General features: G+C 68.7%; 18 protein-coding genes. 7 read left to right on the top strand and 11 right to left on the bottom strand.

Features of this window, described 5'->3' with window-relative positions:
• Positions 1-11 precede the first annotated feature (11 nt).
• The gene (locus tag NX1_RS03085) at positions 12-1,100 is read right to left on the bottom strand and encodes an Acg family FMN-binding oxidoreductase (protein WP_245668291.1); all 1,089 of its coding nucleotides are present in this window, start codon (positions 1,098-1,100) and stop codon (positions 12-14) included.
• A 200-nt stretch (positions 1,101-1,300) separates the two neighbouring features.
• Here NX1_RS03085 and NX1_RS03080 point away from each other — a divergent pair, with 200 nt between their 5' ends.
• A complete protein-coding gene (locus NX1_RS03080; RefSeq protein WP_245668290.1) occupies positions 1,301-1,744 on the top strand; it encodes a pyridoxamine 5'-phosphate oxidase family protein in 444 nt (147 codons plus the stop codon).
• A 122-nt stretch (positions 1,745-1,866) separates the two neighbouring features.
• Here the strand turns inward: NX1_RS03080 and NX1_RS03075 are convergent, their stop codons facing one another.
• The 5 genes from NX1_RS03075 to NX1_RS03055 all read right to left on the bottom strand — a co-directional run bounded on the left by NX1_RS03075 (position 1,867) and on the right by NX1_RS03055 (position 8,135).
• Complete coding sequence (locus NX1_RS03075; protein WP_068053334.1) at positions 1,867-2,826, bottom strand: acyl-ACP desaturase; 960 nt, start codon at positions 2,824-2,826, stop codon at positions 1,867-1,869.
• A gap of 9 nt (positions 2,827-2,835) precedes the next feature.
• Positions 2,836-3,282: a sigma 54 modulation/S30EA ribosomal C-terminal domain-containing protein gene (locus NX1_RS03070; RefSeq protein WP_068053331.1), complete on the bottom strand. Its 447-nt coding sequence runs from the start codon at positions 3,280-3,282 to the stop codon at positions 2,836-2,838.
• A 361-nt stretch (positions 3,283-3,643) separates the two neighbouring features.
• Positions 3,644-5,479 (bottom strand): acyl-CoA dehydrogenase family protein, encoded by a 1,836-nt coding sequence (locus NX1_RS03065; protein ID WP_157119498.1) that lies wholly within the window; start codon positions 5,477-5,479, stop codon positions 3,644-3,646.
• A gap of 221 nt (positions 5,480-5,700) precedes the next feature.
• Positions 5,701-6,957 (bottom strand): cytochrome P450 family protein, encoded by a 1,257-nt coding sequence (locus NX1_RS03060; protein WP_068053325.1) that lies wholly within the window; start codon positions 6,955-6,957, stop codon positions 5,701-5,703.
• Between the two features lie 11 nt (positions 6,958-6,968).
• Positions 6,969-8,135 (bottom strand): cytochrome P450 family protein, encoded by a 1,167-nt coding sequence (locus NX1_RS03055; RefSeq protein ID WP_245668289.1) that lies wholly within the window; start codon positions 8,133-8,135, stop codon positions 6,969-6,971.
• 496 nt (positions 8,136-8,631) lie between these two features.
• On the opposite strand from NX1_RS03055, the gene NX1_RS36780 reads away from it, so the two are divergent.
• The 3 genes from NX1_RS36780 to NX1_RS03040 all read left to right on the top strand — a co-directional run bounded on the left by NX1_RS36780 (position 8,632) and on the right by NX1_RS03040 (position 11,955).
• Complete coding sequence (locus tag NX1_RS36780; RefSeq protein ID WP_169812168.1) at positions 8,632-9,072, top strand: nuclear transport factor 2 family protein; 441 nt, start codon at positions 8,632-8,634, stop codon at positions 9,070-9,072.
• A 295-nt stretch (positions 9,073-9,367) separates the two neighbouring features.
• On the top strand, positions 9,368-9,544 hold the full coding sequence (locus tag NX1_RS36775; RefSeq protein ID WP_169812167.1) for a hypothetical protein: 177 nt from the start codon (positions 9,368-9,370) through the stop codon (positions 9,542-9,544).
• A gap of 203 nt (positions 9,545-9,747) precedes the next feature.
• On the top strand, positions 9,748-11,955 hold the full coding sequence (locus NX1_RS03040; RefSeq protein ID WP_068053315.1) for a molybdopterin oxidoreductase family protein: 2,208 nt from the start codon (positions 9,748-9,750) through the stop codon (positions 11,953-11,955).
• A gap of 79 nt (positions 11,956-12,034) precedes the next feature.
• On the opposite strand, the gene NX1_RS03035 is transcribed toward NX1_RS03040, so the two are convergent.
• A complete protein-coding gene (locus tag NX1_RS03035) occupies positions 12,035-13,162 on the bottom strand; it encodes an NADH:flavin oxidoreductase (RefSeq protein ID WP_068053312.1) in 1,128 nt (375 codons plus the stop codon).
• 115 nt (positions 13,163-13,277) lie between these two features.
• Between NX1_RS03035 and NX1_RS03030 the strand changes: the two genes are divergently transcribed.
• Positions 13,278-13,712 (top strand): MarR family winged helix-turn-helix transcriptional regulator, encoded by a 435-nt coding sequence (locus NX1_RS03030; RefSeq protein WP_068053310.1) that lies wholly within the window; start codon positions 13,278-13,280, stop codon positions 13,710-13,712.
• A gap of 36 nt (positions 13,713-13,748) precedes the next feature.
• Here NX1_RS03030 and NX1_RS03025 read toward each other — a convergent pair whose 3' ends face one another.
• Positions 13,749-14,720: an enoyl-CoA hydratase/isomerase family protein gene (locus NX1_RS03025; protein ID WP_068053308.1), complete on the bottom strand. Its 972-nt coding sequence runs from the start codon at positions 14,718-14,720 to the stop codon at positions 13,749-13,751.
• A gap of 372 nt (positions 14,721-15,092) precedes the next feature.
• Here NX1_RS03025 and NX1_RS03020 point away from each other — a divergent pair, with 372 nt between their 5' ends.
• Together NX1_RS03020 and polX are read left to right on the top strand one after the other, a co-directional pair.
• Entirely contained in the window at positions 15,093-15,461 is a 369-nt protein-coding gene (locus NX1_RS03020; RefSeq protein ID WP_068053305.1) for a hypothetical protein, read from the top strand.
• Positions 15,462-15,470: 9 nt separating this feature from the next.
• Positions 15,471-17,213, top strand: a complete 1,743-nt coding sequence (gene polX / locus NX1_RS03015; RefSeq protein ID WP_068053302.1) for a DNA polymerase/3'-5' exonuclease PolX — start codon at positions 15,471-15,473, stop codon at positions 17,211-17,213.
• Positions 17,214-17,231: 18 nt separating this feature from the next.
• Here polX and NX1_RS03010 read toward each other — a convergent pair whose 3' ends face one another.
• The 3 genes from NX1_RS03010 to NX1_RS03000 form a co-directional block, all read right to left on the bottom strand.
• On the bottom strand, positions 17,232-21,428 hold the full coding sequence (locus NX1_RS03010) for a cation-translocating P-type ATPase (protein WP_068053299.1): 4,197 nt from the start codon (positions 21,426-21,428) through the stop codon (positions 17,232-17,234).
• 319 nt (positions 21,429-21,747) lie between these two features.
• The gene (locus NX1_RS03005) at positions 21,748-24,546 is read right to left on the bottom strand and encodes an AMP-binding protein (protein WP_068053296.1); all 2,799 of its coding nucleotides are present in this window, start codon (positions 24,544-24,546) and stop codon (positions 21,748-21,750) included.
• Between the two features lie 99 nt (positions 24,547-24,645).
• Positions 24,646-26,484: an AMP-dependent synthetase/ligase gene (locus tag NX1_RS03000; protein WP_068053293.1), complete on the bottom strand. Its 1,839-nt coding sequence runs from the start codon at positions 26,482-26,484 to the stop codon at positions 24,646-24,648.
• Positions 26,485-26,667 lie beyond the last annotated feature (183 nt).

Below are 26,667 nucleotides of genomic sequence, written 5' to 3'. Positions count from 1 at the left end.
CCGGTGCGCGGCTACAACGGCCCCGGCCGCGACATGGTGACGTTCGTCCTGTCGCCGTCCGGCGACCGCGTGTGAGATCCGCCCGCAGGCGATGCCGGGTGGTCGCGGACGGTGAGAATCTCGTTGACCGGGCGTCGCGGGGTCGGCGGTTGCTCGGTGGTTTCGGCGGGTGCGGCGCCGACACGGAGGACGACCTGCGGAATGCCCGCGCGGGTGAGCGCCCCGCGGATCGACTCACGGGCGGCGGGCAGCTCGGTGATATGGGTCAGCGCGCAGGTCGCCAACCCCATCGAGGTGCATTCGAGCAGCACCGCGGAAAGGGCTTCGCCGACGTGAAGCCAGTCGGAGACGGTGTGGCCGGGCGAGCTGAGCACCAGCAGCGCGGCTTGATCGTGGATGTCGCCGCGGCGTCGGGCATGCGCCGCGGAAGGGAACTTGCGGGCGATCGGCACGTGTGCGGCTTCGGCGTCGGAGGCCAGCGCCGTGCCGGGCACTCCTTCGTTCGTGCCGGAATGTCCTGCCCACCAATGTAATTCGGTCTGGTAATCCATGTCGTAGCGGCGGTTGGCGTCGGCGTGCTCGGAGGCGGCCGCCAGCAACGGGCGCGCGCTGTCGTCGAGGACGTCGAGTTCGACGTCGTGCGGGCTGGCCAGCATCCGCGCGGTGTGCACCAGCTCGCCCAGTCTCGGCGGCGGAATCATCGGCAGCCGATCGGTGTGACGGCGCTCGATGGCCTGCGCGCGGGTCATGACGCCCGCGGGCGGGTCGGGCCAGGCGCGGAAGGTGATGGTGGCCAGCAGGTCCGGCCGGGTCGCGACGGGGACACGCTGGGTGTCGGTGTGCCAGCCGCGGGCGGCGAGAGCGGTGCGCATATGGTGCAGCATCGCGCCGCAGCTGATCACCAGCTGGCGGCCTTGCGGATCGGCGGCGGTCAGCAGCCGGTCGTCGTCGCGGAACAGGTCGAGCCGGGTGCCGTCGAACTCCCAGCGCCAGGGCTGGGAGTTGTGCACCGAGGGGGCGCGGGCGGCCAGCTGCAGCGCCGCCAGCAGGGTGGGCGTATCCGGCACGGAGGATGCGGGAGGTGCGGTGCTGTCGGTCATGATTCCAGTGTCGGCGCGGCGCGCGGGGATCGAGACGGCCATTGTGCCGCTCCTGCGGGGCCGATCGTCACATTCCCTGCGAGACAGTCGTTTGGTCCTCCGCGCAAACGACCTTCGACCCTAGAAGGCTTTCGGACCAGCTGGTGGCATGAAACGACCAGCATCGAGGTGATCACACGCGCGAACGGATGGGGCATCACGTGGGACCTTCCGAACCGGCCACCACCGTGCGAACCGGACACAGCGTCGTCGAACTGGATCGCGAGCAGGCGCTGGCGCTGCTCGCGGAAGTCCCGTTCGGGCGGGTCGTGTACACCCGCGACGCGCTGCCCGCGATTCGCCCGGTCAACCATCTGCTCGACGACGGGCGGGTCATCGTGCGCACCCGGCTCGCCTCGCAGTTCTCCACCGCCGTGCAGCGACGAGCGGGCATCGTGGTGGCCTACGAAGCCGACGACATCGACCTCGACCGCCGCACCGGATGGTCGGTCGTGGTCACCGGGATCGCGCGCCCGGTCACCGATACCACCCGGCTCGCCCGCTACCAGCAGCTGCTTCAGCCCTGGATCGATGCGCCGATGGACGGCGTGATCGAGATCGAGGCGACGATCGTCTCCGGGATCAGGCTCGTCGACGATCTGTGATCGGTCCTTCGCCCTCCCGAGGTGCGGTTGAAACATCCTCTGCGCGCGGTTATCCCACGAGAGAATGCCGCTGGGCTCATCGGGAGACGAGCCCAGCGGCATGGACGTGACGATAGTGCGGTTCAGGCCCTGGCCCGCTCCCGCGCGAGGGCGCGTTCACGCTGTTCCTCGAAGCGAGGGATACGCACGCGCTGCATGTCGTCGAGGAAGGCAGCGAGACGTTCCCGGACGGCTTCGCCGCGCGGCCCGAAGTCGTTGCGCTCGAAGATGTTCCACTGCCGCAGCACCGGTTCGAGCACTTCCTGCAGATGCTGGCGCAGATCGTAGACACCATGTTTGGCCATCAGCACGCCGTTGCGCCGGAAGTCGGGCATGCCCGCACCGGGCATCTGGAAGTTCTCCACGATGGCGTCGATGGCTTCGATGGCCTGGTCGGGAACCAGGTCCAGCGCGGCCGCGCAGACGGTGCGATAGAAGATCATGTGCAGGTTCTCGTCGGCGGCGATGCGTTGCAGCATGCGGTCGGCGACCGGATCGTGGCAGACCTTGCCGGTGTTGCGGTGGGTGATGCGGGTCGCGAGCTCCTGGAAACTGACGTAGGCGACCGAATGCAGGAATCCGGCGCCGCTGTCGACCTCGGTGCGCCCGATGCCGGGGTCGAAACCGTTGGTCATGTGTGCCATCCTGGCCTGTTCCAGCGCGACCGGGTCCACGCCCCTCGTCACCACCAGGTAGTCGCGGATCACCGTGCTGTGGCGCATCTCCTCGGCGGTCCAACGGCCAACCCAGGTGCCCCACGCGCCGTCGCGGGAGAAGTTCTCGGCGATCTCGCGATGGTAGGAGGGCAGATTGTCCTCGGTCAGCAGGTTGGTCACCATCGCCGCCTTGGCGACGTCGCTGAGCGCGGATTGCTCCGGCTCCCAATCGGTTCCGCCCAGGGCGGCGAAGTTGCGGCCCCGATCCCACGGCACGTAGTCGTGCGGCTGCCAGTCCTTGGCCAGTGACAGGTGGCGGTTCACGCATGTCTCGGCGACGGGTTCCAGTTCGGTGAGAAGCTCGCGCTGGGTCAGATCGCGTGCCATAGTCGTGGTTCACCTTTCCGTTTCGGTGGGTCGCGGCGCAACGACGGTCAGTTCGCCGTCGTTGCCGCGAGAGAGCAATCTGCCCCGCCCGTCGCGCGGGTCGTTGAAGAACACGAACGGCAAGCCGAACCGGCACAGCCGCTCCACCGCCTCGGATTCCTCGAGATACGGTGTCGGGCGCGCGTCGACGGTCAGCGCGGGCGCCTGCGTGTCGCTGGGCAAGCCTCGGCGGTGCTGGCGCGCCAACCGCACGCCGTAGGGTCCGCCCCGATACAGCACCGCGTCCATACCGGACTCGATGTCGGTGAACAGCAACGCCTCCCCGCCGCGGGCCGCCATTTCGGCCGCGGCTTGGGCGACCGAGATCACCGGCAGCACACGGTGTTCGCGGCGAACAACCGGCCGCACCGTCTGCACCGCGTCACCGATCCCGCCGATCGCTATGTCCGAACCCACCGAACCCTGCCTCCTCGCTCCGGCAATGCGCCGCCCCCATGCCACCAGCGAGCCGCCCGCGAACCCAGGGCCGAAGGTCATCGCGAGCGGGGACCGAGGACCTGTGCGCGGCAGGATCTGGACAGGCGTAATGGATTGCGACACAGCTCGAGCCGTGCTCGACGGACAGTTCGTCCGCGACGAACCCGCTGCGGCGTCCGGCTCGGGTTCCTACGGTTGCCGACCGGCGCGCACCATAGGTACGGTCATCGGCTCCTCGGAAATCTTCGGTGGGTGCTCGCGGCGCTGACCGATCCGGCGGCCGCGATCGAGCTGAGCTACTCTCCGCACTGATCGCGGTGGTGCCCACCCACCGAGCACATCAGGTCAGAGACCAGGCCGGTCCTGGCCGGTTGTCGACGGGCTGTGACCAAGGGCCTCGCCAGCCCGCGTATTCCATCCATCGGGAGATGTAGGCGGCCGGTCTGCCGATGTCTGTGGTGGTGTCAGCACTGTTGTCCGATGCGAATATGGGACCGGGGAGAGCGGGAATATCGAAGGCTTGCACCATGATCGGCAGCTCGTCGGCCAGGACGGCGTAATGGTGGCGCAGCTGTGCGGCGATCTCGTTGGCGCGGAGCGGCGACAACGTCTGGTGGGCGGTGTACCAGGCGCCGTGGGCGTTGATGCGGCCGAGGGCGTAGGCGGCGGCGGTCGTTTCGATCAGTCGTCGAGCGTCGGGGTCATCGGTTCGGGAGGCGGCGATGACCAGCGCTGTCGTCGCGAGCCGCTCCTCGGTGGCCGTGGCCAGCTCGATCGCGGCCGAATCTCGGCCGAGAACGACGCCGGTGGACTGGTAGTCGCCGTTGCGCAGTGCGACGGCGAGGGTGTGTTCGCGGGCGGCGAGCATGTCCAGGAACCACGGTCGCCGCGCCGGCGTGCCAGGTAGTCGCAGGTCGGTGAGCCCACCGGCGAGCCCGGCGAAGACCAGCATGATCTGGTTCTCGCCTTCGGCGGTGATGATCGCCTCCAGATTGCCGATCCAGTCCACCAGGTGGTTGAGGCGCAGCGCCCCCTGTGCCGCGGCGCGCTGACGGCACATGGCGAGCACGTCGGCGGCGGTGCCGGACAGCAGCGGCTTGGCCAGCGCCGACCAGAGCCGCTGCTCGGCATCGGTGGTCGCGGCGGCCGCGCGCATGTCTCGAATCTGTTGGCCCAGTGCGCTCGTCGCGTATACCGCGGCCAGCGCCGACACGAAATCCAACCGCACTTGGTCGCGGTCGGCCATGGCCTTGCGGGACTGGCCCGCCGCGAGGTCGTTGGATCCTGGGCGTCGCTGGCGGCTGTAGTTCACCAGCCCCGCCAAGGCCGCGCGTGCGCTGGCGATGGCTGCGGTCGCCAGATCCAGCCTGCCGTTGTCGAGAACCGCGATCGCATGATGGAAACGCTGGCGCCGCGGCAGCGCGCACATGAACCGGCCGTCCTCGCCGAAGCGTGCCCAGTTACCGCCGAGCAGCGCCTCACGTGGCAGCCACACCCGATCGAACTTGATCATCGCGTGGTCCATCGGCGCGGACACCTTGTGCATCGGCGCCACCTCCACGCCCCTGGCGAGCCCGGTCGACGTGCGCAGCCGCAGCAGGAACGGCAGGACTCCCTCATCCTGGCCTGCGACCATCAGCCGCGCGGTCACCACGACGATCTTCGGGACGCCCTCGCTCGCGACATTCGGCATGAACTTGACGGCTTCCGGTGACGGTGTGGTCAGCCAGAATCCGCCGGAAACCGGATCCCATTCGGCGAGGGTCTGTTGGTCGGCGCCGTTCGTGCCGCCCAGTTCGGTCAACGCCAGCACTCCGAGCGCCGCGCCGCTGTCCAGTTCGGCCAAGCATTCCTGCTGGTAGCCGGAGCCGTTGCCGTGCGCGAGGATCGCGCCGATGGCGAGGTCGAAGTGGCCGGTCAGCACGAGCAGCAGACGGGGCGCGCTGACCTGCGCCCAGTCGCACAACGCCCCGCGTAAATGGGTGTCGGTGGCGATCTCCCTGCCTGGGCGGCCCAGCGCCGCGATGGCCCTGCGCAGCAAGTGCGGTGCAGCCTGGGTTTCCTCGGTGTAGGTCAGGCCGGACCGGGGAACGTCGCCGAGTTCGGTGACGATGTCACGCACGCGGATGTGTAGGTCGGTGTGGGCACCGAAGATCACCTTCCGTAGCGCGTGCACGATTGAGTTCGAATCGTGTTGTGGTCGTTCGGATTCGGAGAATAGGTCGACGGGAATATCTGCTCTTGTCATTGCACTCACCCTGATATTGCCGACCGCCCGCGGGTCGCCCAGGAGATCGGTCGCGGATGTGCGGGCGGAATTCCTGCGGAAACTCCTTGCCCGGTCGAGGGGCTCACCCTCGACCGGGATGTCACGTGATCAGACTCGGTTCATGCGCGTCACCCGATATTCAGTGGAGGGGTTTTCGGGAAGACGACGGGCAGCGCGGCCAGCGCACGGTGGAACGGCCCGGGGCGCCACTCCAGGTCCTGCGCCGGGATCGCCAGGCGCATTTCCGGCAGTACGTCCATCAGCTGCTCGATGGCGTCCTGGGAGATCTGGAACGCGGACGCCTGCGCCTGCTGCGGGCACTGGTGCGGACCCGCGCCCCAGCCGAGACTCCACGCCGCGCCGTGTCCGGAATAGCGGCCGTTGTTCATGGCGGGGTCGTTGCTGCACGCCGCCATGCTGATGACGACCGGCTCGTTGGCGGGCAGTGTGGCGTTGTCGATCACGATCGGGTGGGGTGGGTAAGTGATGCAGTAGTTGGCCAGCGGAGGATCGGTCGCCAGGATCTCCTCCAACGCGGGGCGCGGCAGCGGGGCGGTGGCGAGGTTGTGCGCGTGCCACCGTTCGTCTGTCAGCATCAGCCGCAAGGTGTTGGCGATCAGATTCTGTTGCGGCTCGATGCCCGCGGCGTAGCAGGTGACGAGCGCGTTGATGAGTTCGACGTCGTCCAGTTCGGCCGGGTGCTGCACCAGCCGGGTGGCGACGTCGTTGCCGGGGTTGGTTCGTTTGCGTTCGATGAGCTCGAGCAACGCGTTGTCGAGCATCGTGTTGACGGTGGCGGTGTCGACACCCTCGAACATGGCCGCCGACGCCTCGGCAACCCGTGCGCCGATCTCGGGCGGGCAGCCGAGGATGTGGTTGAGCACCGAGAACACCAGCGGCTGCACGTACTGGCCGATGAGTTCGGCCTCGCCCGCACGGCAGAACGAGTTGATCAGCGGAATCGCGGTGCGCTCCACGACGGCGTGCAGCGAGTGCAGGTCCACACCGGCCAAGGCGTCGTTGGTCGCCGTGCGGTAGCGGACGCGGACCTCACCGGTGGAGCGCAGGGCGTTGGGCCGCCACTCCACCATCGGCAGGATCGGCGATTGCGGGTCGATGGTCTTCTGCCAGTTGCGCGGGTCGGCCGGGAAATGCGGTTCGTCACCGAGAATTCGCACCGCGGTCGAGTAGCCGATGACCAGGGTCGCCGGAATACCGGGGTGGATTTCGACGGGTACCAGCGGTCCGTAGTCGCGCCGCATCGCTTCGTAGACCGTGTGCGGATCGTGGGCGAATTCGGGGCTGTAGAGGGGAATCCGAGGGCCGATCCTTTCGATGGGACGTGTTTCGTCGCTCTCACGAAGGGGTGCCTGCTGCGGGTGCACGGGGGTTCTCCTTACAGGGGCAGTGGTGGGGTTCGGGGGAAGGTCACCGGTAGAGCTGTCAACGCGCGATGAAAAGCGCCGCGCTGCCACTGCGGCTGCTCGGCCAGCTCGATCTCCGGTAGGACATCGAGTAGTTGCTCGACGGCGTCGGTGGCGATGACCATCGCCACCGACTGCGCCTTGTCCGGGCAGACGTGCGGACCCGCCCCCCACGCCAGATGCGATCGGTTGCCGGTGCGATCACCGGCGCTGGTGGTGGGATCGTTGTTGGATGCGGCCATGCTGGTGATCACCGGCTGATTCGGCGGAAGCATCGTGGCGCCGATGATCTGCGGCTGCCGCGGGTAGCTGACGCAGCCGTTGGGTACCGGCGGGTCGCCGAACAGCACGTCGTCGATCGCGTCTCTGGTCGAGAGGGACCCACCGAGCAGGACATCGCGGAAGGACACATCGTTGGTCATTTCCAGCAACGTGTTGGCGATCAAATTCCAGGTCGGCTCGGTGCCGCCCTCGTACAACATTCCGACGATCTGAGCGATCTCCGCGTCGGTGAACCGGCTCGGGTGGGTGATCAGCGACGACATCACATCCGTTCCCGGCCTGGCTCGTTTGTCCGCGAGCACCGCACGGATGACCGCGGCCAGCTTCTCGGAACCGACCTCGGCCGCCGCCGCATCGGGGGCGTCACGCATGTGCGTCAACGCGGCGAACGCGGCTTCGTCCGCCTCCGGCGGGAAACCCAGCAGGCTGTTGACGACGCGGACCGTCAACGGGACCGCGTACTCGTTGAGCAGGTCGGCGGAGCCGGCGCCGCAGAACGAGTTGATCAGCGGTATCGCGGTGGCGATGACGTCGTTGCGTAGCGCGTGCAGATCGACTCGAGCCAGGCAGTCGTTGTAGGCCTGCCGGTGGCGGTTGTGGTCCTCTCCCCTTGCCGCACTGGGCCGCCATTGCGACAGCGGCAGCGCCGGGCATCCCGCGTGCTTCGGCCGGTCGCTGGGATCGGTGGGGAAACGCGCTGGGTCACTGAGGATTTGCAGCGCCTCACGGTAGCCGAGCACCAAGGTCGCGGGCACTCCGTCGGCCAGCTCCACGGGAGCCAGCGGGCCGTGCGTGTCCCGCAGGTCGGTATAGGCGCGGTGTGGGTCAGTGGCGAACTCCTTCGTATCCAGTCTCATTCGCCAACGGCCCATGCGGAGGAACGAGCGCTCCGACGTGGTCTCGAATTCACCTGTGGCACAGTCATGGTAAAGCCCCCTTAATTTTGCATGTAGCGATGAAAGATGCTGTGCGACATGACATTTTCGCAGCACAGCAAGCGAAGTGGCGGCACGGCCGAGCGCGGGCCGATGAAGCCGGGGTAACGGCGTGCCGCAACCCCGAATGGCCCGGTCGTGCAGTGTGAAGAGTCTTAGCCGCTATGTAGGCCGGCTGCTCCGAGTTCCGTCCAGTGCGGACACGGGAGGGAAGCGTCGAGTCCGAAAGGTGTTTGACCAAAACATGTTTCGATCACGACGCGGTATCATACCCATCACGAACTACGCGCGCAGTGCAACGTACCAGGCCGGGCGACAGCGCAGACGCCGGTCGGCGCCGTTGTTCCAGCTGAAAAGTGCTTGTCCGAGAGCCGCTATCGGATTTATTCACCTACTGTTCATTCGGCACAATGTGGTCATGATCATGTCCGACACCAAGAACCCGAACACGGAACTCGTGCGTGCGGTGTTCGATCGAATGGCCGGCGGCGATATGCGCGCGCTGGGTGCGGCCATGGCCGAGGACTTCGCGTGGATCTTTCCGGGCGACTGGTCCTGGGCGGGCACGTGGGCTCCGAAATCCGTTGTCCTGCAACAACTGCTGGGACCGCTGATGGCACAGTTCGAGAGCTATCGCCTGGTGGCGGACAGCGTTCTGGGCGACGGTGATCGGGTCGTGGTGCAGGCGCGCGGCCACGGTGTCACCGTGCGGGGCGAGGCATACGAGCAGACGTATTGCATGGTCTTCCGGGTCGCCGAAGGGCGATTGGCCGAGGTCGTCGAGTACTGCAACACCGCGTTGGTCGAGCGAGTGCTCGAGCCGATCGGCCCACCGCCGGGTGGAGCGCGAGGCGAGTGAGTCGGCGCAAGGTGTTTCCGCGCTGAAACGGGTGCGAGCTCCCGATGTGCGAGGCGATTCGGCGTTCCCACCGGGGCGCCGTGCGACATTTCGATGCTTCTGGTCCGAAATGGCCCCCACGACAAGGTGGGAGATCCGATTAATGGTTTCATACGGAACCGTCGGTATCTTTTTCGGACAATTCCCGCCGATGACCTTGCGATGTGCCGTCCAAGCCTTGTTCCTGCCACCGTAGCGGCGCACGATCTAAGGAGGGTCGGATTGTGTAGTTGTCTCTCAGCAAAGGAACATCGAAATGCTCGCCAAGGCTGCGGCGGCGCTCGCCGCCATTGTGATCCCCCTGTCCGTCTGTACCTTCGCCGCTCCCACCGCGTCGGCCGCGCCGGCGCCCGAGACGACCCCCGCGCTCGGGCCGGTGGCGATCTGCCTGAACATTCCGCTCGGGTCGGTGTCCGTCAGCTTCTGCATCTGAGACCCCGAACCCCCGGGACCTGGCTTCTTCGACGGCCAGGTCCCGATTCGTGCGCAAGTCCGTTGTCGGGCAGGGATCTTCGGCGGCGAGAGTTCCCCGGCCGCTCGCCCGTCGCCCGAAAATTTCCGACCGTAAGAGGATCTACGGCGGCGGGCGCGCGCGGTAGCCTGGGGCCAGCGACCGGCGGAAGGTGTCCAAAACCCATGAGCGCTACCACAATCGCCCGGCAGTGCACGCTGTGCGAGGCCCACTGCGGGATTCTGGTGACCGTCGAGGACAAGCAGGTCACCCGGATCGAAGGCAATCCGGAAGACGTGCTGTCGAAAGGGTATATCTGCCCGAAGGCGACGGCGATGGGCGGATTGCACCACGACCCGGACCGGTTGCGGACCCCGGTGCGGCGGGTGGGCGAGACGTTCGAGCCGATCGGCTGGGACGAGGCGTTCACCGAGATCGGGCGGCGGCTGCGGGCGGTGCGCGCCGAGCACGGGTCGAGCGCGATCGGGATGTACCTCGGTAATCCGGCTGCGCACAGCTCCGCGGTGCTCTACGGCGGGCTGCTGCGCGCGGCGCTGCTGACCCGCAACTTCTACACCGCGTCCTCGATCGATCAGTTCCCGCAGGAATTCGCGGCGTGGCGGATGTTCGGGTCGAACGTCCTCATGCCGGTGACCGATATCGACCGGACCGATCGGCTGGTGATCCTCGGCGCGAATCCCGCGGTGTCGAACGGGTCGATCACCACGATGCCGGGAGCGAAACTGCGCATCAAGGAGGTGCGCAAACGCGGCGGCACGGTCGTGGTGATCGACCCGCGCCGCACCGAGACCGCACGCCTGGCCGACGAGCACGTGGCGGTGGCGCCGGGTGGGGACGTGTATCTGCTGCTGGGCATGCTGCACGTGCTGGTGACCGAGAATCTGTGCGACCGGCATTCGATCCACACCCAGTGCTCGGGGTGGCCGGAGTTGCGGGCGCTGGTGGAGGGGGTGACGCCCGAGGCCATGGCGCCGCACGCGGGGGTGGATGCCGAGACGATCCGCAGGCTGGCGCGCGAACATGCCGCGGCGCCGTCGGCGGTGCTCTACGCCAGGATCGGGGTGTGCCAGCAGGTGACGGGCACGCTGACCCATTGGCTGGTGAACACGATCAACGCCGTCACCGGGAACCTGGATCGGCCTGGTGGCCAGATGTTCGCGACCCCGCCGATCGACGCGGCCCGGTATGCGAAGTATCTGCCGATGGGATACGGGGCGTGGACCGACAGCTCCGGCACCTACAAGTCGTTCCGCTCCGAATTGCCGGTAGCCGCGCTGGCGGAGGAGATCATGACCGACGGACCCGGACGGATCCGGGCGATGATCACCTACGCGGGCAATCCGGTGCTGTCGACACCGCAGCGCGGTCGATTGGGCGCGGCGCTGGAAACGCTGGATTTCTATGTGGCCGTCGACATGTACGTCACCGAGACCACCCGGCACGCCGACATCATCCTGCCGCCGGTGTCACCGCTGGAACGGGAGGACCTGAATATCCTGTTCCCGGTTTTCAGTGTGCGCAACAACGTGCGCTACGACGCGCGAGTGTTCGAGCCGCCCGCCGACGGGCTGGAGGATTGGCAGATTCTGGCACGGCTGGTGACCGAGGTGTTGCCGTTGCCCGCGCGCGGAGTCACCGGCCGCGTGGCGAACGCGCTGTTCCGGCGGTTGAGCCCGGTGCGGCTGGCGTCGGCGGCGATGGCGGCGGGCCCCTACGGCGTGCTGCGCAAGGGGCGGAGCGGGCTGACCGTGGCGAAGGTGCGCGAGTCGGCGGGTGGCGTCGATCTGGGTCCGTTGCGTCCGCGGTTGCCGGCGCTGATCGGGACGTGGGACAAGAAGGTGCGGTTGGCTCCGCCGGACTTCCTGGCCGCGGCCCGCGAACTGGTCCAGGACGCGGAGCGCGGCCGGTCGACGACCGCGCCGTCGGAGGGTTTCGACCTGAAGTTGATCGGGCGAAGGCACCTGCGCAGCAACAACTCCTGGTTGCACAATGTGCCGTCGATGGTGAAAGGCAAGGACCGCTGCACGGCCCTCATGCACCCCGACGACGCCGCCGAGCGCGGACTGGTCGACGGCGCTCCGGTGACGGTCACCTCGGCGACCGGTTCGATCACCGTGGCGCTGGAAGTGAGCGACGAAATCCGGCGCGGCGTCGTGGCGATCCCGCACGGATGGGGACACCGCGAGCCCGGCGTCGGCTGGACGGTGGCCGCGTCGCTGCCCGGCGCGAATGTCAACCTGCTGCACGACCCCGCGACGATCGACCCGTTCTCCGGCGCCGCGGCGGTCAACAACACCTGGGTCCGCGTCACACCCGCACCACTCGAACCCTCGTCCGCCCCCACCATGGCCGAATCCGTCCCCACCGCATGACACTTCGCAGACGTCGTGCACGCCTCGCAGACGCTGTGAGCGCTGCGAAGCGTGCCGAGTCTCTGCGAGGACGCCGGTCCTAGCTCAGGGTCTTCAGGGCCGTGCCGTCGTATGGGTTCAGCTCGTCGATCCGGCCCTCGAGGACCTTCGCCGCCCACTGTGGGTCCTGGAGGAGGGCGCGGCCGACGGCGACCAGGTCGAACTCGTCGCGCTCGAGGCGATCGAGGAGGTTGTCGAGGCTGCCGAGCTCGGCGCCCTCGCCCGTGAACGCTCGCAAGAAGTCGCCGTCGAGACCGACCGAACCGACGGTGATGGTGGGCCTGCCGGTGAGCTTCTTCGTCCAGCCCGCCAGGTTCAGGTCCGAGCCTTCGAACTCAGGAAGCCAGTAGCGGCGGGTGGAGGCGTGGAAGACATCGACGCCGGCCGCGGCGAGCGGGGTCAGGATTGCCTCCAGCTCCTCCGGAGTCTCGGCGAGCCTCGCGTCATAGGCCTCCTGCTTCCACTGCGAGTAGCGGAAGATCACCGGGAACTCGGGCGAGACGGACTCGCGAACCGCGGCCACGATCTCGGCCGCGAACTTCGTACGAGCCACGGGATCGCCGCCGTAGGCATCGGTGCGGCGGTTCGTCCCCGCCCACAGGAACTGGTCGATGAGGTAGCCGTGGGCTCCGTGCAGTTCGACGCCGTCGAAGCCGATGCGCTCGGCGGCCGCGGCGGCCTCGGCGAAGGCGCCGATGACATCGTCGAGGTCGCCTCGGGTCATCGCCTTGCCGGTGCCCTCGGTGCCGTCGACGCGGATGCCGGAGGGGCCGACGGCCGGTGCGTCGGCGTAGGGCGGCTCGCCCTGATTGCGCACCATGCCGATGTGCCACAGCTGCGGGACGATCTTGCCGCCCGCCGCGTGCACGTCCTCGGCGACCTTCGCCCACCCCGCCAGCTGCTCCTCACCGTGGAATCGCGGCACACGGTTACTCTGCCCGGCCGACTCGTGGCCGACGTAGGTCCCCTCGGTGACGATCAGGCCCACACCCGCGGCGGCGCGACGGGCGTAGTACGACCGCACGTTCTCACCGGGGACGCCGCCCGGGGAGAACATACGCGTCATCGGCGCCATCACGATGCGGTTGGGGACGGTCAGGCCGTTCAGCGTGACAGGCCGGGACAGGATCTCGGCTGCGCGGGAGGTGGGGGACGCAGTGACGGTCAACGGGGATGCTCCTCGTAGGTACTTGACGATCTTGATGCTTGAGAACTTCAAGCAACTCGAAGACGGTAGAGGTCGATATTTGAGATTGTCAAGTTTTCCGGCTAGAATGACTCCAATGACAGGACGTCCCCGCGTCGACACGGCCCAGCTCATGGAACTGCTCTCGGTATCGCTCGGCGCCTACTACGGAGACTTCACGGTCGCGGCGGCGAGCGAGAACCTCACGGCCAGCCAGGGCAAGGCGCTGACCGTGCTGCGCCGCGGACCGGCCGCGATGAACGCCCTGGCCGAGACCTTGACCTGCGACGCCTCCAACATGACCGGGATAGTCGACCGGCTGGAGAAGCGCGGCTTGGTACGGCGCGAGCCCAGCGCCTCCGACCGGCGCGTCAAGAACGTCGTCCTCACCGCCGAGGGCGAGAGCGTCACCGACGCGATTCGCGCGAAGATGCGCGCCACGCAGGATGGCCTGGACAGGCTCAGCGATCAGGATCGGGATTCCCTGTACACCTTGCTGGAACGGGTTTTCGTCGCCCAGCCCGCCGTTTGACCGGAGAACCAGCTCAGATAGCTCCAGCGGATTTCGTCATTTGCTCACCTGGTCGACGCGGGTGCCGTCGACCCATGGCTTCGGGTCGGCGAGGAAGGGCGTGTCGGCGAGGCGGTCGAGGTCCTCGAAGAAGGCTTCGGTGGTGCGGGCGGCCGCGGCGGTGGTGCCGACCGAGACGAATCCGGCCTGTTCGGCGTCAAGGCCGCGGGACAGCGATTTGTCGGTGCCGAAGTAGACGGCGCGTTTGAGTTCGGCGACGACGACCGGGTTGCGTGCGGCCAAACGGGCCGCGGTGGCCTTGGTTTCGGCGAGCAGTTCGTCGGTGGCTACCACCCGATGCACCAACCCGAGGCGCAGGGCCTCCTGGGTGGTGAAAGGCGTGCCTTCCAGGGTGATCTCGATGGCTTTGGCGGCGCCGAGCAAGCGGGTCAGGCGTTGGGTCGCCCCGCCGCCGGGAATGAGGTTGGCCAGTGTCTCGATCTGGCCGAGGCGCACGTGGTCGGCGTCGGCGGCGTAGCGCAGGTCGCAGGCCAGCGCGATCTCGTGACCGCCGCCCAGCGCGGGGCCGTTGATGGCGGCGAGGTAGGCGACGCCGGAGCGGTTCATCCGCAGCGTAGTGCGTTTCCAGCGGTAACCCCAGACCAGTCCCGCGCCGAGTCCGCCACCGCGGCGTTCGACCAGCGCCGCCGCGCCGGGCAGGCGAAGTGCGGCCGCGGTAGCGCGCAGGAACGGCGCCGCGGCGCGGGCGGGAACGAACGGGTGCGGCAGTTCGATCATGCCGGTGAGCGCGGCGGGGTCGGCGTGGGTGAGGAAACGCCCGGGCAGCCCGCCGGTGAGCACGACCGCGCCGACCGTGTCGTCGGCGTCGACCGCGGCGGTCAAGGTGTCGAGATCGCGCACGACCGCCGGGGTGACGAAGTTCCACGGTGGGGCGACGATGCGCGCGGTGAGTACCCGCCCGTCTCGTTCGAGTTCGATGGTCTCCAGGTGCAGGTCGGCGGCGGACATCGGCGGCTCCTTCGGTGCGCGGCTGCGGTCGGAACGCGAAAATTGGCCTGCGTTAACGCGATTCGGGGTTGTAACCCCGGCGATCGACTATGGCATACGCCATAATAGGTGTGTCAAGCATCGCCCCCGCTGACCACCACCGCCTGCATCGCGCACCTGGCAAACGACCGGCCCCCCCACTCGGCCGGGGGCGCTCCGCCCCCGTCGACACCGGATACGGGCGTCACGAGGGGCGAATTCTCCCTCGCGTCAGGGACGTTGGTCTACCCGGAACGGTACGGATGCCGCTACCGCCGACCGGTCGTGACGATGCATGATCAGCTCATTCACCGAGCGCGGCTCCGGTCACCCTGGTAGGGAGGAGGCGGACCCATGGTCCTAGGCATTGTCCTGCTGGTCGTGTGCGTGATCGTGTTGGCGGCACTGCTGCGGCAGGCGATCGGAGCGACCATCGACAGGCGCGTTGATCGAGGTCTACCCGGACGGTATCGGCGCGAGACCGACGAGACGAATCCGAGCACCGCGCTTCGCGCGTCCCACGCCTCCGAGCCGACGGTGCCGGAGGCGGAACCCGTCCTCGAGTGGGCTGATCCGGCGCAGGTGTGGTCCGCGTTGGACGCGGAGAACGCCCTGCTGGCCGCGTTGCTCGCCCGGCGGATCGCCCCAGCGGAATACCGTGCCCGCATGATTCGGCTCGCCCGGCGGTGCGAACCGGCCCGCCCCGCGAGCGGCGAGGAGTAACCGATCGCGATGCGCTCGAACGAGGTCGCGGCCCGAGCCTTGTCGGAGATGGCGGATCTGATCGCGATCTCCGGCGGCGATCCGTACCGGGTCCGCTCCTACGAGAAGGCGGCCCGCTCGGTCGCCGGATATCACCTCGACGTCGATACCCTCGATCGCAAGGGCCTGATGGCGATTCCTGCGGTCGGTGCGCACACCGCCGACCGCCTGCTCGAGCTGCGCCGCACCGGCCGGATCGCTGGCCTGGAAGAACTGCACGCCCAGTTGCCCGCCGGACTGCGCTCCCTGCTGGGTATTCCTGGACTCGGACCGCGCCGGGCGCACCAGGTCTACCAGGAGCTGGGCATCTCGTCGATGCCGGAGCTGATGACCGCGCTGCACGACGAACGGCTGCGGACATTGAAGGGCTGGGGCGAAACCAGCGAACGCAACCTCGCCCAAGCGATCCGCGGCATGCAGGAGTCAGGGCGCCGCATACCGCTGGCGGTCGCGCTGGACATCGCCGAGGGACTCGTCGCCGCCCTCACGACGGTTCCCCAGGTGAGCCGCGCCGACTACGCCGGGTCGCTGCGCCGCATGCGCGACACCGTCGGCGATATCGATCTGCTCGTCGCGGCCGACGACGATCCGGAAACGGTAATGGATCTTTTCTGTGCGCTGCCGCTGGTAGATCGGGTTCTCGCGCACGGCCCCACCAAATCATCGATCGTGACGACCCAGGGCATCCAGGTGGATCTCCGTGTCGTACCGGCCTCGTCCTGGGGTGCCGCGCTGCTGTATTTCACCGGGTCCAAGGCGCACAACATCCACATCAGGAAGCTGGCGGTCCGGGCCGGACGGAAACTGAGCGAATACGGACTCTTCGTCGCGGGCACCGAGCAGCCCGTCGCGGCGGCGACCGAGTCGGAGATCTACGAGGCACTCGGGCTGCCGTGGATTCCGCCTACCTTGCGAGAGGACCGCGGCGAAGTGGAGGCCGCGGCGGCCGGGCGGCTGCCACGACTGGTCGAGGTCACCGATCTGCGGGGTGACCTGCATATGCACACCGATCTGACCGACGGCCTGGCAAGCGCCGCGGACATGATCGCCGCGGCGGCGCGCCACGGCTATCGGTACTGCGCGATCACCGATCACGCACCGCAGCTGGCGATGCAGCGGATGACCCGCGAGAAGGCCCTCGCCCAGCGACGGGAGCTGCGTGAGCTCGCCTCGAAGCACGGGATCGCGGTGTTGCACGGCTCGGAACTGAACATCGCCGCCGACGGCACGCTGGACTGGGACGACGAATTCCTCGCAGGCTTCGATATCCTCGTCGCCTCGGTCCATTCGCATTTCGATCAATCACCCCGGGCGATGACCCGCAGGCTCATCACCGCTATCGAACACCCCTACGTCGACATCATCGGCCACCCCACCACCCGCATCCTCGGCCGCAGACCGTCCATCGAATTCGACGCGGATGCGGTGTTCACCGCCGCCGCAGCGACCGGCACCGCGCTCGAGATCAACGCGTTTCCCGACCGACTCGACCTCGACGACGAATTGATCTGGCGGGCACGCGAACTCGGTGTCGCGTTCGCCATCGACACCGACGCCCATGCCGTGCCACACCTGGACCACATGCGCTTCGGCGTGGCGACCGCACAACGCGGCTGGACCGAGGCGAGCCAGGTCGTCAACGCCTGGCCTCTGCGCCGACTGCGCGGCTTTCTCGCCAAGCGGCGCCGCTGTGTGTCTGCGCAACGGGCGTGATCAGGGCGGACGGGAAGTCTAGAGTGGTCCGGTGGCAGGAAGCTCGTCTTCGTTGCGTCGACGCGCGGTCACAGCCGGGAACAGCAGTGTGCCGACGGTCCCGGCTGCCGCGGCGGTTCCGGCGATCAGCAACCCGCCGGGGCCTACCGGCCTGCATCCGAACAACTGACTCAGCCCCGGGGTCTCGACGATGCCCAGCAGCGCTGCCGCGGACGCGGCGGCCGCGCCGACGACCACCGGGTCGGTGGGCCGCAGCACCGCCGTCTCCCCCAACTGGGCGCCGACGATGCTCAGCAGGGTGACAGTGCGAGCCCGCCCGACGGTGCCGCTGAGGCGGGCGGCCACGTAGCCGCCCGCGCCCGCCAAGCCGGTGGCGACGCCGTTCACGGTGATCCGTTGGGTCAGCAGCGGGCCGATGGAGCGGTCAGGACCCTCGGCGAGCAGCCGCGCGGGATCCAGGTCGGGCACCGGCCGCATGGCGATGGCCAGCGCCGGGACCGTGTCGGTGAACAGGTTGCACAGCAGCAACTGGCGGGCGGTCAGCGGGGTCGTGCCGGTCAACAGACTCACACCGGTGATCACCGCGATCTCACCGTAGTTATGGCCGAGCAGGTTGGCGACCGCGTCGCGGACCGCCACCCACAGGGCGCGACCCTCGATGAGCGCGTCGACGATACTGCCGATGTGGTCCTCGACGAGCACTACATCGGCGGCGTGGCGGGCCGCTTCGGTACTACGGCCGCTGCCGAGCGCGATACCGACGTCGGCGAGCCGGATCGCGGCCGCGTCGTTCACACCGTCGCCGGTCATCGCGACGCAATGCCCGGCTCTGCGGTAGGCGGCCACCAGCCGGACCTTGTGAGCCGGCGTGACTCGGGCGAACACCGACACCCCGGGCAGCGTCGTGTCGAGGGCGTCGTCCTCGAGGCGGTCGAGCTCCGGGCCGGTGACGACCCCGGTGCCGCCGTCCGGCGCGGGCAGCATCCCTACCTCCGCGGCCAGCCAGCGAGCCGTCGCGGGATGGTCACCGCTGATCAGCACCGGCCGCACGCCGGCGCGGGTGATTCGATCCAGCGCATCCACGGCGTGGCCGCGCGGCGGGTCGGAGAGGACGAGGAAGCCGGTGAGGGTGAGGCCGGCGACGTTGTCTTCGGTCAACGCACCGTCCGGTGGCGCGGCGAGCTTGCGGGTGGCGACGGCGAGCACCCGGCCGCCGTCTCCGGCCAGTTCCTCGACCAGTCCATCGAGCCGGCCGCGGCGATGGCGGTCCACCACCACGTGGCCGGAGGCAGGGTGATCGTGGTGGACACAGCGGCTCAGGATCGTCTCGGGAGCGCCGATGACATTCAGACGCACACTGCCCCGGTCCGCGACGGCGACCGCATGGTAGGACCGGCCCGACTCGTAGGTCAGCTCGGCCAGCGCGGCCGGGGGCGCCGCGAGCCGGGCGGCCGATGCCGCGGTGACGATGGCGTCGTCGGTACTGCCAAGGCGACGTCGTCGCGGCAGGGTGGCCGCCGCCACCGCATGGGCGGCGGCGAGGATCCGTCGGTGCCCGCCGGAGAGCTGGTCGGGAGCGACACCCTCCAGCCCGTCGTGCACAGCGGTGACGCGCAGAATTCCATGGGTGAGGGTGCCGGTCTTGTCGACACACAGCACATCCACCCGGCCGAGCGCCTCCACGGCTCGCTTGTGACGAACCAGGACGCCCCGTTCGGCGAGGCGTCTGGCCCCGGCCAGCTGGGCAGCCGTGGCGAGGATCGGCAGGCCCTCCGGAACGGCAGCGACGGCGAGGCTCACTCCGGTGGCCAGCGTCTCGGCCGGCGGCGCGCCCTGGGCCAGACCGGCGACCATGGTGACGACACCCGCCCCGAGCGCGACCGGCGTGGCGCGTGCCGCCAATGCCTCGAGCCGCATCTCCACGCCAGTGCGCGGAGAGGTGACGCCTTGGGCGGCCCTTCCGGCGGCGGTGTCCGCCCCGACGGCTACCACGACCCCGCTCGCTCGCCCCGTCGCCACGGCGGTGCCTGCGAACAACATGCACGCCTGGTCGGCCGGCGCCGCCGCGTCGGTCGGCGTGGGAACCTTGGCCACCGGCAACGACTCACCGGTCAGCGCGGATTGATCGATCTCGAGGCCCTCGGCCTCGAGCAGACGGCAGTCGGCGGGCACCCCTTCGCCGGGACCGAGCCGGATGACATCGCCGACGACGAGCTCGTCGGCGGGGACACCCCGCTCGATTCCGTCGCGGCGCACGCGCACCCGCTGGGCGGCCACCCGGTCGAGCGCGGCGACGGCCCGGTCGGCTTCGAGCTGTTGGATCGCACCGATACCGGCGTCGGCGAACACGACCGCGGCCACCATGGCCGCGTCCAGCACCGAGCCGACGGCCGCCGAGAGTGCGGCGCCCGCCGCCAGCACCGGGGTGAGCGGGTTGCGCATCTCGTCGACGATATGAGCCAGCAGCTGCCGGGCTGCGCTCGGCGCGGCGACCGGCGGTGGGCGGCCGGAGCCGGCCGCGGCTGTGGTCAATCCTGCTCGGCTGCTGCCCAACCGGGTGAGCACCTCGGCGGCCGGGACACGGTGCCAGTCGTCGTCAGTCCGCGTCTTCGGAAGCGGCGGGACCAGCCGTAACGTGCTCAGACGCCCGTGCGCCAAGGCGACCAGCGCAGCCGCGTCCACGCTGAGCGAGACCGGCAGCAGTTCCCGACGCCGCCACGGCATCGGCACGCCGAGCAGCACGAGCGCGCTCGCCGCCGACCCGGCCAGCGCCAGCAGCACACTGTGCCGGCTGATGTCACGGGCGAGCCGGCAGGCGTCGAGCACGGCCGCGACACCGACCGGTCCGTCGACGGCGATGAGGTCGGCATGCCACGGCACCGGATGCTCCGGGTGCGGTGTGACGGCGACGCCGCAGTCCGCGGCGGCCAGCGCCGACTCGTCGCCGCCTGCGACGACCGCGACGACGTGACCTTCGCGCTGCAGTCCGGCGACCAGTTCGGTGAGGTCCTCTGCACCCTGCCCGGGCTCGGTCTTGGGTTCGTACCGGACGATCTCGATGTCCTGGCCTGCCACCGGCTTGGGCGGTTGCGTGTCACCGAGCAGGTCCACGTCGATCACCAGGCGGTCGACATGATCGAGTACGCGCAAGGGTTCCGGACGCACCACGAGCACGTCGCAGCGGCCCAGGTATTCCGTGACTCCAGCGGCGAATGCCTCGCGCCCGAGCCGGGCGGCCTTGGCAACCCCCGCGCTGAGCACGTCGATCGCCTCCTGCGTTCGCTGGGAAAGCGGGATGGTGGTCAGTGCCGCGGCCATCGTCGCGATCAAATCTCGCTCGTCGTAGCGTTCGATCGGTCCCGGCGGCAGCGGAATGGGCCGCGGCGCGGGAGGCTCCGGCAACGGACGCGCAGGCGGCGCCGCCGCGTACAGCACCGGCTCCACGTGCGCGAAAGTTTGCGCGCGAGAGCGTTCCTGGCGCAGCAGCAGCACTCGGTGGACGAGGTCGACGACCGGGCTGAGCAACTGGCGTTCGAGGGCGCTGGACGTGGCGGCCGCGATGCCGAGGGCCAAATCCACCTCGGTCACCCCGAATCGCCGCTCCAGCGGGCCGCGTAGCCGCTCCTGGTTCTGCACGAACGCGATGACAGGGGTGAGTCCGATCGGCGTCGAACGCCCGGGCAGACGCAGCATGACGCCGACGGTCGCGAGGCCGGCGGCGGCCACGTCGGCGAGTGCCGCAACGGTGTACCAGGCCGCCGCGGCCCGGTCGGTGGGATGCACGGTGCGGGCCGCGGTGAAAGGCCCCTCGGCGTCGGCGTCGGCTTCCGCTTGTTCCACCGCGGCGATGACGGCGGCCTCGTCCACTGAGGCGGGAGACTCTTCGGCGATCACGAGACGCCCGCATCCAGTGTCCAGACCCACCCACGCCACCCCGGGCAGGCGGCCGACCCGCGCGCTCAGGTCCACGGCGAATGCCTCCAGCCGGTCAGGTGCCGGTCCGCGCACCGCGACATGCAGGCGGTCCCCGCCGGACCATATGGCGCGGCTGTGGCCCGCGGCGTCCGACACGACAGAGTGCAGCGCATCCACCGCGGCCGCCGGGGCTCGCAGCGCGTAGCCCGCGACCGTTGGGACTCGCAACGCGGCATCGACCGCGACCAGCGGGACACGCACCGCTTTCTGGAGATATCCGCCCAACATCACAGCCTCCATTGCGGATTGGATATTGCTCAGCAAACCTGGCGAGTGACCGAGCGGAATAGGGCATAACGGGGCGGACCCAGGGGGACCTTTGTCTTTGCCCCCCAACCTCCTGAGCTGGCAGAGCACGCCGCCCGGCCGATTTGGCCGCGGTGTGGTTTTCCGAGCATCTGACCAGGGACCCGCTGGTGTCGGCGACCTCCGGTCCGTGGGTCGACGGGTCCGGCGAGTTTCGGTAGTCGAGATGACGCCGGGGGTTCGGATGCCACAGGGCCGCGAGACCGCCTCGCCGGTGCCCGACCTTCCGAACGAACCGGACACGCGACCCGCATCACCCGGCGTTGTCGGGTTCCTTACAGTGTGCGGCGATCGCGGCGCGGGCCGCGCGTTCCAACCCGATGGCGGCACCCCATCCGTCTCCGTCAGGACGGATCGCTTCACCGACGACCACGTGGATGGCGCCGCGGCGGATGATCGCGCCGTGGTCGGGCCACATCATCGCCCGGGTGCCCGAGATCGCGACCGGCACGACGGGAAGGCCCGCCTTCGCGGCGATCACGAACGCACCCATGTGGAACGGTCGAAGGCCCGGTACCGGCGAGAGGCTGCCTTCCGGGAACACCACCAGGTATTCGCCGTGCCGTGCCGCTCGCATCAGTCGATGAGTGTCGGCCACGCTGTGTTCGCGCTCGGTTCGCTCGACGAATCGCGTACCCACCCGCCGCAACAGGAAGCCGATCAGCGGCTTGCGTTCGAAAACCTCGCCGGCCACGAAGGTGAAGCGGCCGGGAAGGAGCGTGGACAACGCGATGCTGTCGAGGAGGCTGGCGTGGTTGGCTACTACGACGCAGTTGCTCAGCCGCACCAGTTGTTCGGCCCCGTCCACGGTGATGCGGGTGCCGGTGAGCCGGGCGAGGCTGCGGGCGGCCACACGCGCGACGGCTCGCCGTGCGCTGAGGCGAGGCAGCGCAGCCATGCCGATCAGTGTCGGCAGACCCACGGCGACGAGAACCGACCAACACCACAAGGCGAAAGCCCCGGTTGCGGTGAGCCGGCCCACGCGCCGTAGCGCGGGGATCGCGCCCCGCGCTGCGAACCGGGCCAGCTGCCACCGAACAGGCCGGGCACGAGCACGCACATCGCCTCGCTCGTAGCGTTCCCGGGTGGCTGCGCGCCGGAGCTTTCCGCTGGAGGTTTTCGGCACCGTCCCGGGTGGCGCGAGTACGACGTCGTCAGGAGGTGTTCCGAGCAGGTCGATGCTGACCCCGATGATCTGTTCCCGCAGTCGGGCGAGCGTGGCTGCCGCGGTCTGGCGCGTCTCGGCGAACACCACCAGCCGCTCCGTGCCGCCGACGGGTTCGGGTGTCGCGAAGACGGCGACGCACCCCTTGCGGATTTCCGGGATATCGCCCACGGTCCGTTCGAGTTCTTCCGGGTGCAGGTTGCGGCCGGCCCGGATGATCAAGTCCTTGATCCGGCCGGTCACGAAGAGTTCTCCGTCGGCGAAATAGCCCAGGTCGCCGGTGTCGAGCCAGCCGTGCCGCGACAACATTTTCGTTGCCCGCGGATTGCGGAAGTATCCCGCGGTGGCAGACGGTCCGCAGAACTCGATCCGGCCCTCACGCCGGTCGCCGAGCGCGTTCCCCGCCGAGTCGACCAGGCGAATCCGGTGGCCGGGAATCGTCCGGCCACAGCCGACGAAGCGAAGCGGATCCGGGTCGTCGGCAGCGGCCCGCATCGCCCTGCCGGTGCGCAGGAAACGGTCGCGGTCGACTCGGTCCACGATCGGCCCCCGGCCGACGGGCGGGAGAGTGAGGCCGACGCACGCCTCGGCCAGTCCGTAGACCGGGGCCTGGGCCTCGCGGCGCAGCCCATAGGCGGCGAATCGCTCGCCGAACCCGGTCACGGTGTCCGCGCTCACGGGTTCGGCGCCATTGAAGAGAATCCGCAGCGACCCGAGGTCGAGCCCGTCGAGTTCCGCGTCGGTGATCTTGCGCAGACACAGTTCGTAAGCGAAGTTCGGGGCCGCCGACACCGTGCCGTGGTGGGCGTGTATTGCCCACAGCCACCGCGCGGGTCGCGCGAGAAAGTCCAGCGGCGACATCACGGCCAGCGGCACCCCGAAGTACAGGCAGGACAACCAAGCCCCGATGAGACCCATGTCGTGGTAGAGGGGAAGCCAGCTGACGAACACATCCGAGGCGGCGACCTCGGCCGCCTCACCCATCGCCCGGATATTCGCCAGCAGGTTCGCGTGGGTCAGGGTCACGCCCTTGGGATCGCCGGTGCTACCTGAGGTGTACTGCACCAACGCGACCTCGCCCGCCCCGCGGAGCGAGCCTTCGACCTCCCCGTAACCGGCCAGTTCTTCCGGGGTCATGACGTGGCGTACCGACTCCACCTGGCCGCGCACCAGCCGCGCCAGCCGCGCGGCCTGCGGATCGGTGACCAGGATGCGGGCTTGTGCGTTGCCGAGGATGCGCACCTGACGCCGCAGGTGCTCTTCGAGCTGCGACGGACGTGAGGGCGGGTAGACCGGTACCGGAACGCCACCGGCCACGAGCACACCGAGGAAGGTGGTGAAGTACGCCCGGCCTGTGGGCAGCATGATGGCTACCCGGTCGCCGGGGCGCAGCCCGTGAACGAGCAAGGCGGCGGACACCGTTGCGGCGGCGGACTGCACTTCACCGTAGCTGACTTCCTCCTGCTCCCAGTCCCGCGGGCCGCCTGCGAGTATCCGCAGGTGCGTGCTGTCGGGGTGGGTGCGGGCATGCCAGAACAGCGCCTCGCAGAGTGTGGCGGCGGCTTCCGGTGTCCGGCCGGTGCGCGGCGGCACGGCGTGCCGGACGGGCATCGACTGCCTGCGGCTCCGAACGGGAGCGCCGTGCACGGCGGCCAGAAGATCGCGCGGCGTGGTCACGGTGCCGAGAACGCCGCGTCCCAGGCTTACCCCGAAGGCATGCTCGGTGCGGTCGAGCAGCTCGGTGACGCCGAGGCTGTCCAGCCCGAGATCACGGTCCAGCTCGCTGTCGAGCATCGCGCGCGCGGCGCGGTCCACGGTGTGCCGTTCGGCCACGAGATCCCGGACAACGGCCAAAAGCCGGTCCGCATCCTGCCCTGAGGTCGTCACCGGTCATCCTTCGACGGGACCGCCCGTTCCACGGAGATCCGGTCGTACTCGAGGTGGCGGCGCGCCCGGACGTGGAGTAGTGACTGTCATCGATCGGCTTCAGCGATAGAGGGCGTCGATGCTGTCGGCGAGGTTGTCGATGACAATCTTGCGGCGCAGCTTCATACTCGGGGTGAGATCACCTGCCTCCACGGACAATTCGTGGTCGATGATGTCGAAATTCTTGATCTGTTCCCAGCGATCGAGTTGGGCGTTCAGGTGGTCGACATAGCCGGCGATCACGTCGTGGGTCTTCGCATCGCCCGCGATTTCTGCGAACGATTTCCCTGCCATGCCGTGCTTGCCTGCCCATTCGGTGATGCTCTGGGCATCGAGGCCGACCAATGCGACGCAGTAGGGTCGTGTCTCTCCGTAGACGATGAGTTCCGCCGCGTATGGACAAATTCCCTTGAATGTGGCGGCAATCGCCGAAGGTGCGACGTACTTGCCCTGCGAGGTCTTGAACAAGTCCTTCTTGCGGTCGGTGATGTGCAGGAAGCCGTCTGCGTCGATCTCGCCGATGTCGCCGGTGCGGAACCAGCCGTCCGCGTCGAAAGCCTCGGCGGTCGCGTCGGGGCGGTCGTGATAGCCGCTCATCACCCCGGGGCTTTTGAGCAGGATCTCGCCGTCCTCGGCGATCCGGACCTCGGTACCGGGGAACGGCTTGCCGACAGTACCGAACCGGTATGCCTCCGGACGGTTGATGAACGAGGCGGCGGCGGTCTCGGTCAGGCCGTACCCCTCGAGCACGATGACACCGATCGCGTCGAACCACTGCCCGACATCGCGATCCAAGGGCGCCGCTGCCGATACGAAGTACCGCAGCCGGCCGCCGAAGCGTTCGCGAATCTTGGTGAGCACCAGCCGGTCGGCGACTCGGTGCTGTAGCGAGACGAGCGGCGACGGCCGCCTGCGCGCCTGCTTGGCGCGCGAGACTTCCAGACCGACTCCGACCGCCCAGTCGAAGAGCTTCTTCTCGAGCCCGCCTTTCTCGGCCACCATGCCCTCGATTCGCGCATGCGCCTTCTCGAAGATGCGCGGGGCGGCGCCGACGATGGTCGGACGCAGAATCGCGAGATTGTCCACGATCTTGTCCACCCGGCCGTCGATCGCGGTGGGAAAACCGATCAGCGGTGACAACGCCAACATCACCTTGCCGAACGCGTGGGACAGCGGCAGCCACAAGAAGTTCAGGTCGTCGGGGCCGAGAACGTTCAGGGCGTCGATCGCCGCGGCGCTGTAGGTCCACGCGGAATGCGGCAGCCGAACCCCCTTGGGGGTGCCGGTCGTGCCGGAGGTGTACATGATGCTGCCCAGGTGCTCGGGCCGGATTCCGTGGATGCGGTCGGCCACGGCGTCAGGGGACTCGGCGAGCAGTCCGCGGCCGCGCTCCTCGAGGTCGTCGAGAGCGATCACCCAGTCTCCGTCGCCCACGCCGTCGATGATCACCACCTGTTGCACATCGGGCAACTCGGCGCGGTGCTCGATCAGTTTGCCGACTTGAGCCTGGTCCTCGGCGACGACGACCCGACTGCCCGAGTTGGCGACGATGAACGCGACGCCGGGCGCCTTCGTGGTGGGGTACACGGTGGTGGTGGCGGCGCCGGCGTACATCACGGCGAAGTCGGCGAGCACCCATTCGTACCGGGTGGAAGACAACAGCGCGACCCGGTCCTCGGGCTCTGTTCCCAGCGCGATGAGCCCGGCGGCGAGGCTGGTGACCCGGTCACCGAACTGCTTCCAGGAGACACTGGCCCACCTGTCGCCGTCCGGGAATCGGAATGCCTCCGCGTCCGGGGTCGCGGTGACGCGGTCGACGAGTATCTGGGCGACCGAGGATGCCCGTTTCTCGATCTTGCTGAGCTCGGGGTGTTCCTCGGATTGCCGGAGGAACGTCATCCTTCGATTCTACGAGCATCGACGCCGATCGCTGGGCGTTCGCGGACGACTCCTCCCTCGTTCGGATCTTCCGGATTGCTCCATCGGGATTTCTCCCTCGACCTGCGAAGAGGACCAGCAGGCGGCTCGAGTAGCCGGCACAGAGGACGAATGGCCCAGCCATAGGGGTCTTCGTCATCGTTC

Source organism: Nocardia xishanensis NBRC 101358 (assembly GCF_001613365.1).
GTDB classification, from domain to species: domain Bacteria; phylum Actinomycetota; class Actinomycetes; order Mycobacteriales; family Mycobacteriaceae; genus Nocardia; species Nocardia xishanensis.
Note: the sequence above shows the minus strand (reverse complement) of the source record. Positions and strands in the feature narration are given on the sequence as shown.

Bases quoted from the DNA above. Each gene is read 5' to 3' on its own strand.
- NX1_RS03055 (WP_245668289.1), bottom strand. From the start codon at position 8,135: ATGAGACTGGATACGAAGGAGTTCGCCACTGACCCACACCGCGCCTAT.
- NX1_RS03030 (WP_068053310.1), top strand. From the start codon at position 13,278: ATGACAGGACGTCCCCGCGTCGACACGGCCCAGCTCATGGAACTGCTC.
- NX1_RS36775 (WP_169812167.1), top strand. From the start codon at position 9,368: ATGCTCGCCAAGGCTGCGGCGGCGCTCGCCGCCATTGTGATCCCCCTG.
- NX1_RS03025 (WP_068053308.1), bottom strand. From the start codon at position 14,720: ATGTCCGCCGCCGACCTGCACCTGGAGACCATCGAACTCGAACGAGAC.
- NX1_RS36780 (WP_169812168.1), top strand. From the start codon at position 8,632: ATGATCATGTCCGACACCAAGAACCCGAACACGGAACTCGTGCGTGCG.
- NX1_RS03040 (WP_068053315.1), top strand. From the start codon at position 9,748: ATGAGCGCTACCACAATCGCCCGGCAGTGCACGCTGTGCGAGGCCCAC.
- NX1_RS03085 (WP_245668291.1), bottom strand. From the start codon at position 1,100: ATGACCGACAGCACCGCACCTCCCGCATCCTCCGTGCCGGATACGCCC.
- NX1_RS03000 (WP_068053293.1), bottom strand. From the start codon at position 26,484: ATGACGTTCCTCCGGCAATCCGAGGAACACCCCGAGCTCAGCAAGATC.
- polX (WP_068053302.1), top strand. From the start codon at position 15,471: ATGCGCTCGAACGAGGTCGCGGCCCGAGCCTTGTCGGAGATGGCGGAT.
- NX1_RS03010 (WP_068053299.1), bottom strand. From the start codon at position 21,428: ATGGAGGCTGTGATGTTGGGCGGATATCTCCAGAAAGCGGTGCGTGTC.
- NX1_RS03075 (WP_068053334.1), bottom strand. From the start codon at position 2,826: ATGGCACGCGATCTGACCCAGCGCGAGCTTCTCACCGAACTGGAACCC.
- NX1_RS03020 (WP_068053305.1), top strand. From the start codon at position 15,093: ATGGTCCTAGGCATTGTCCTGCTGGTCGTGTGCGTGATCGTGTTGGCG.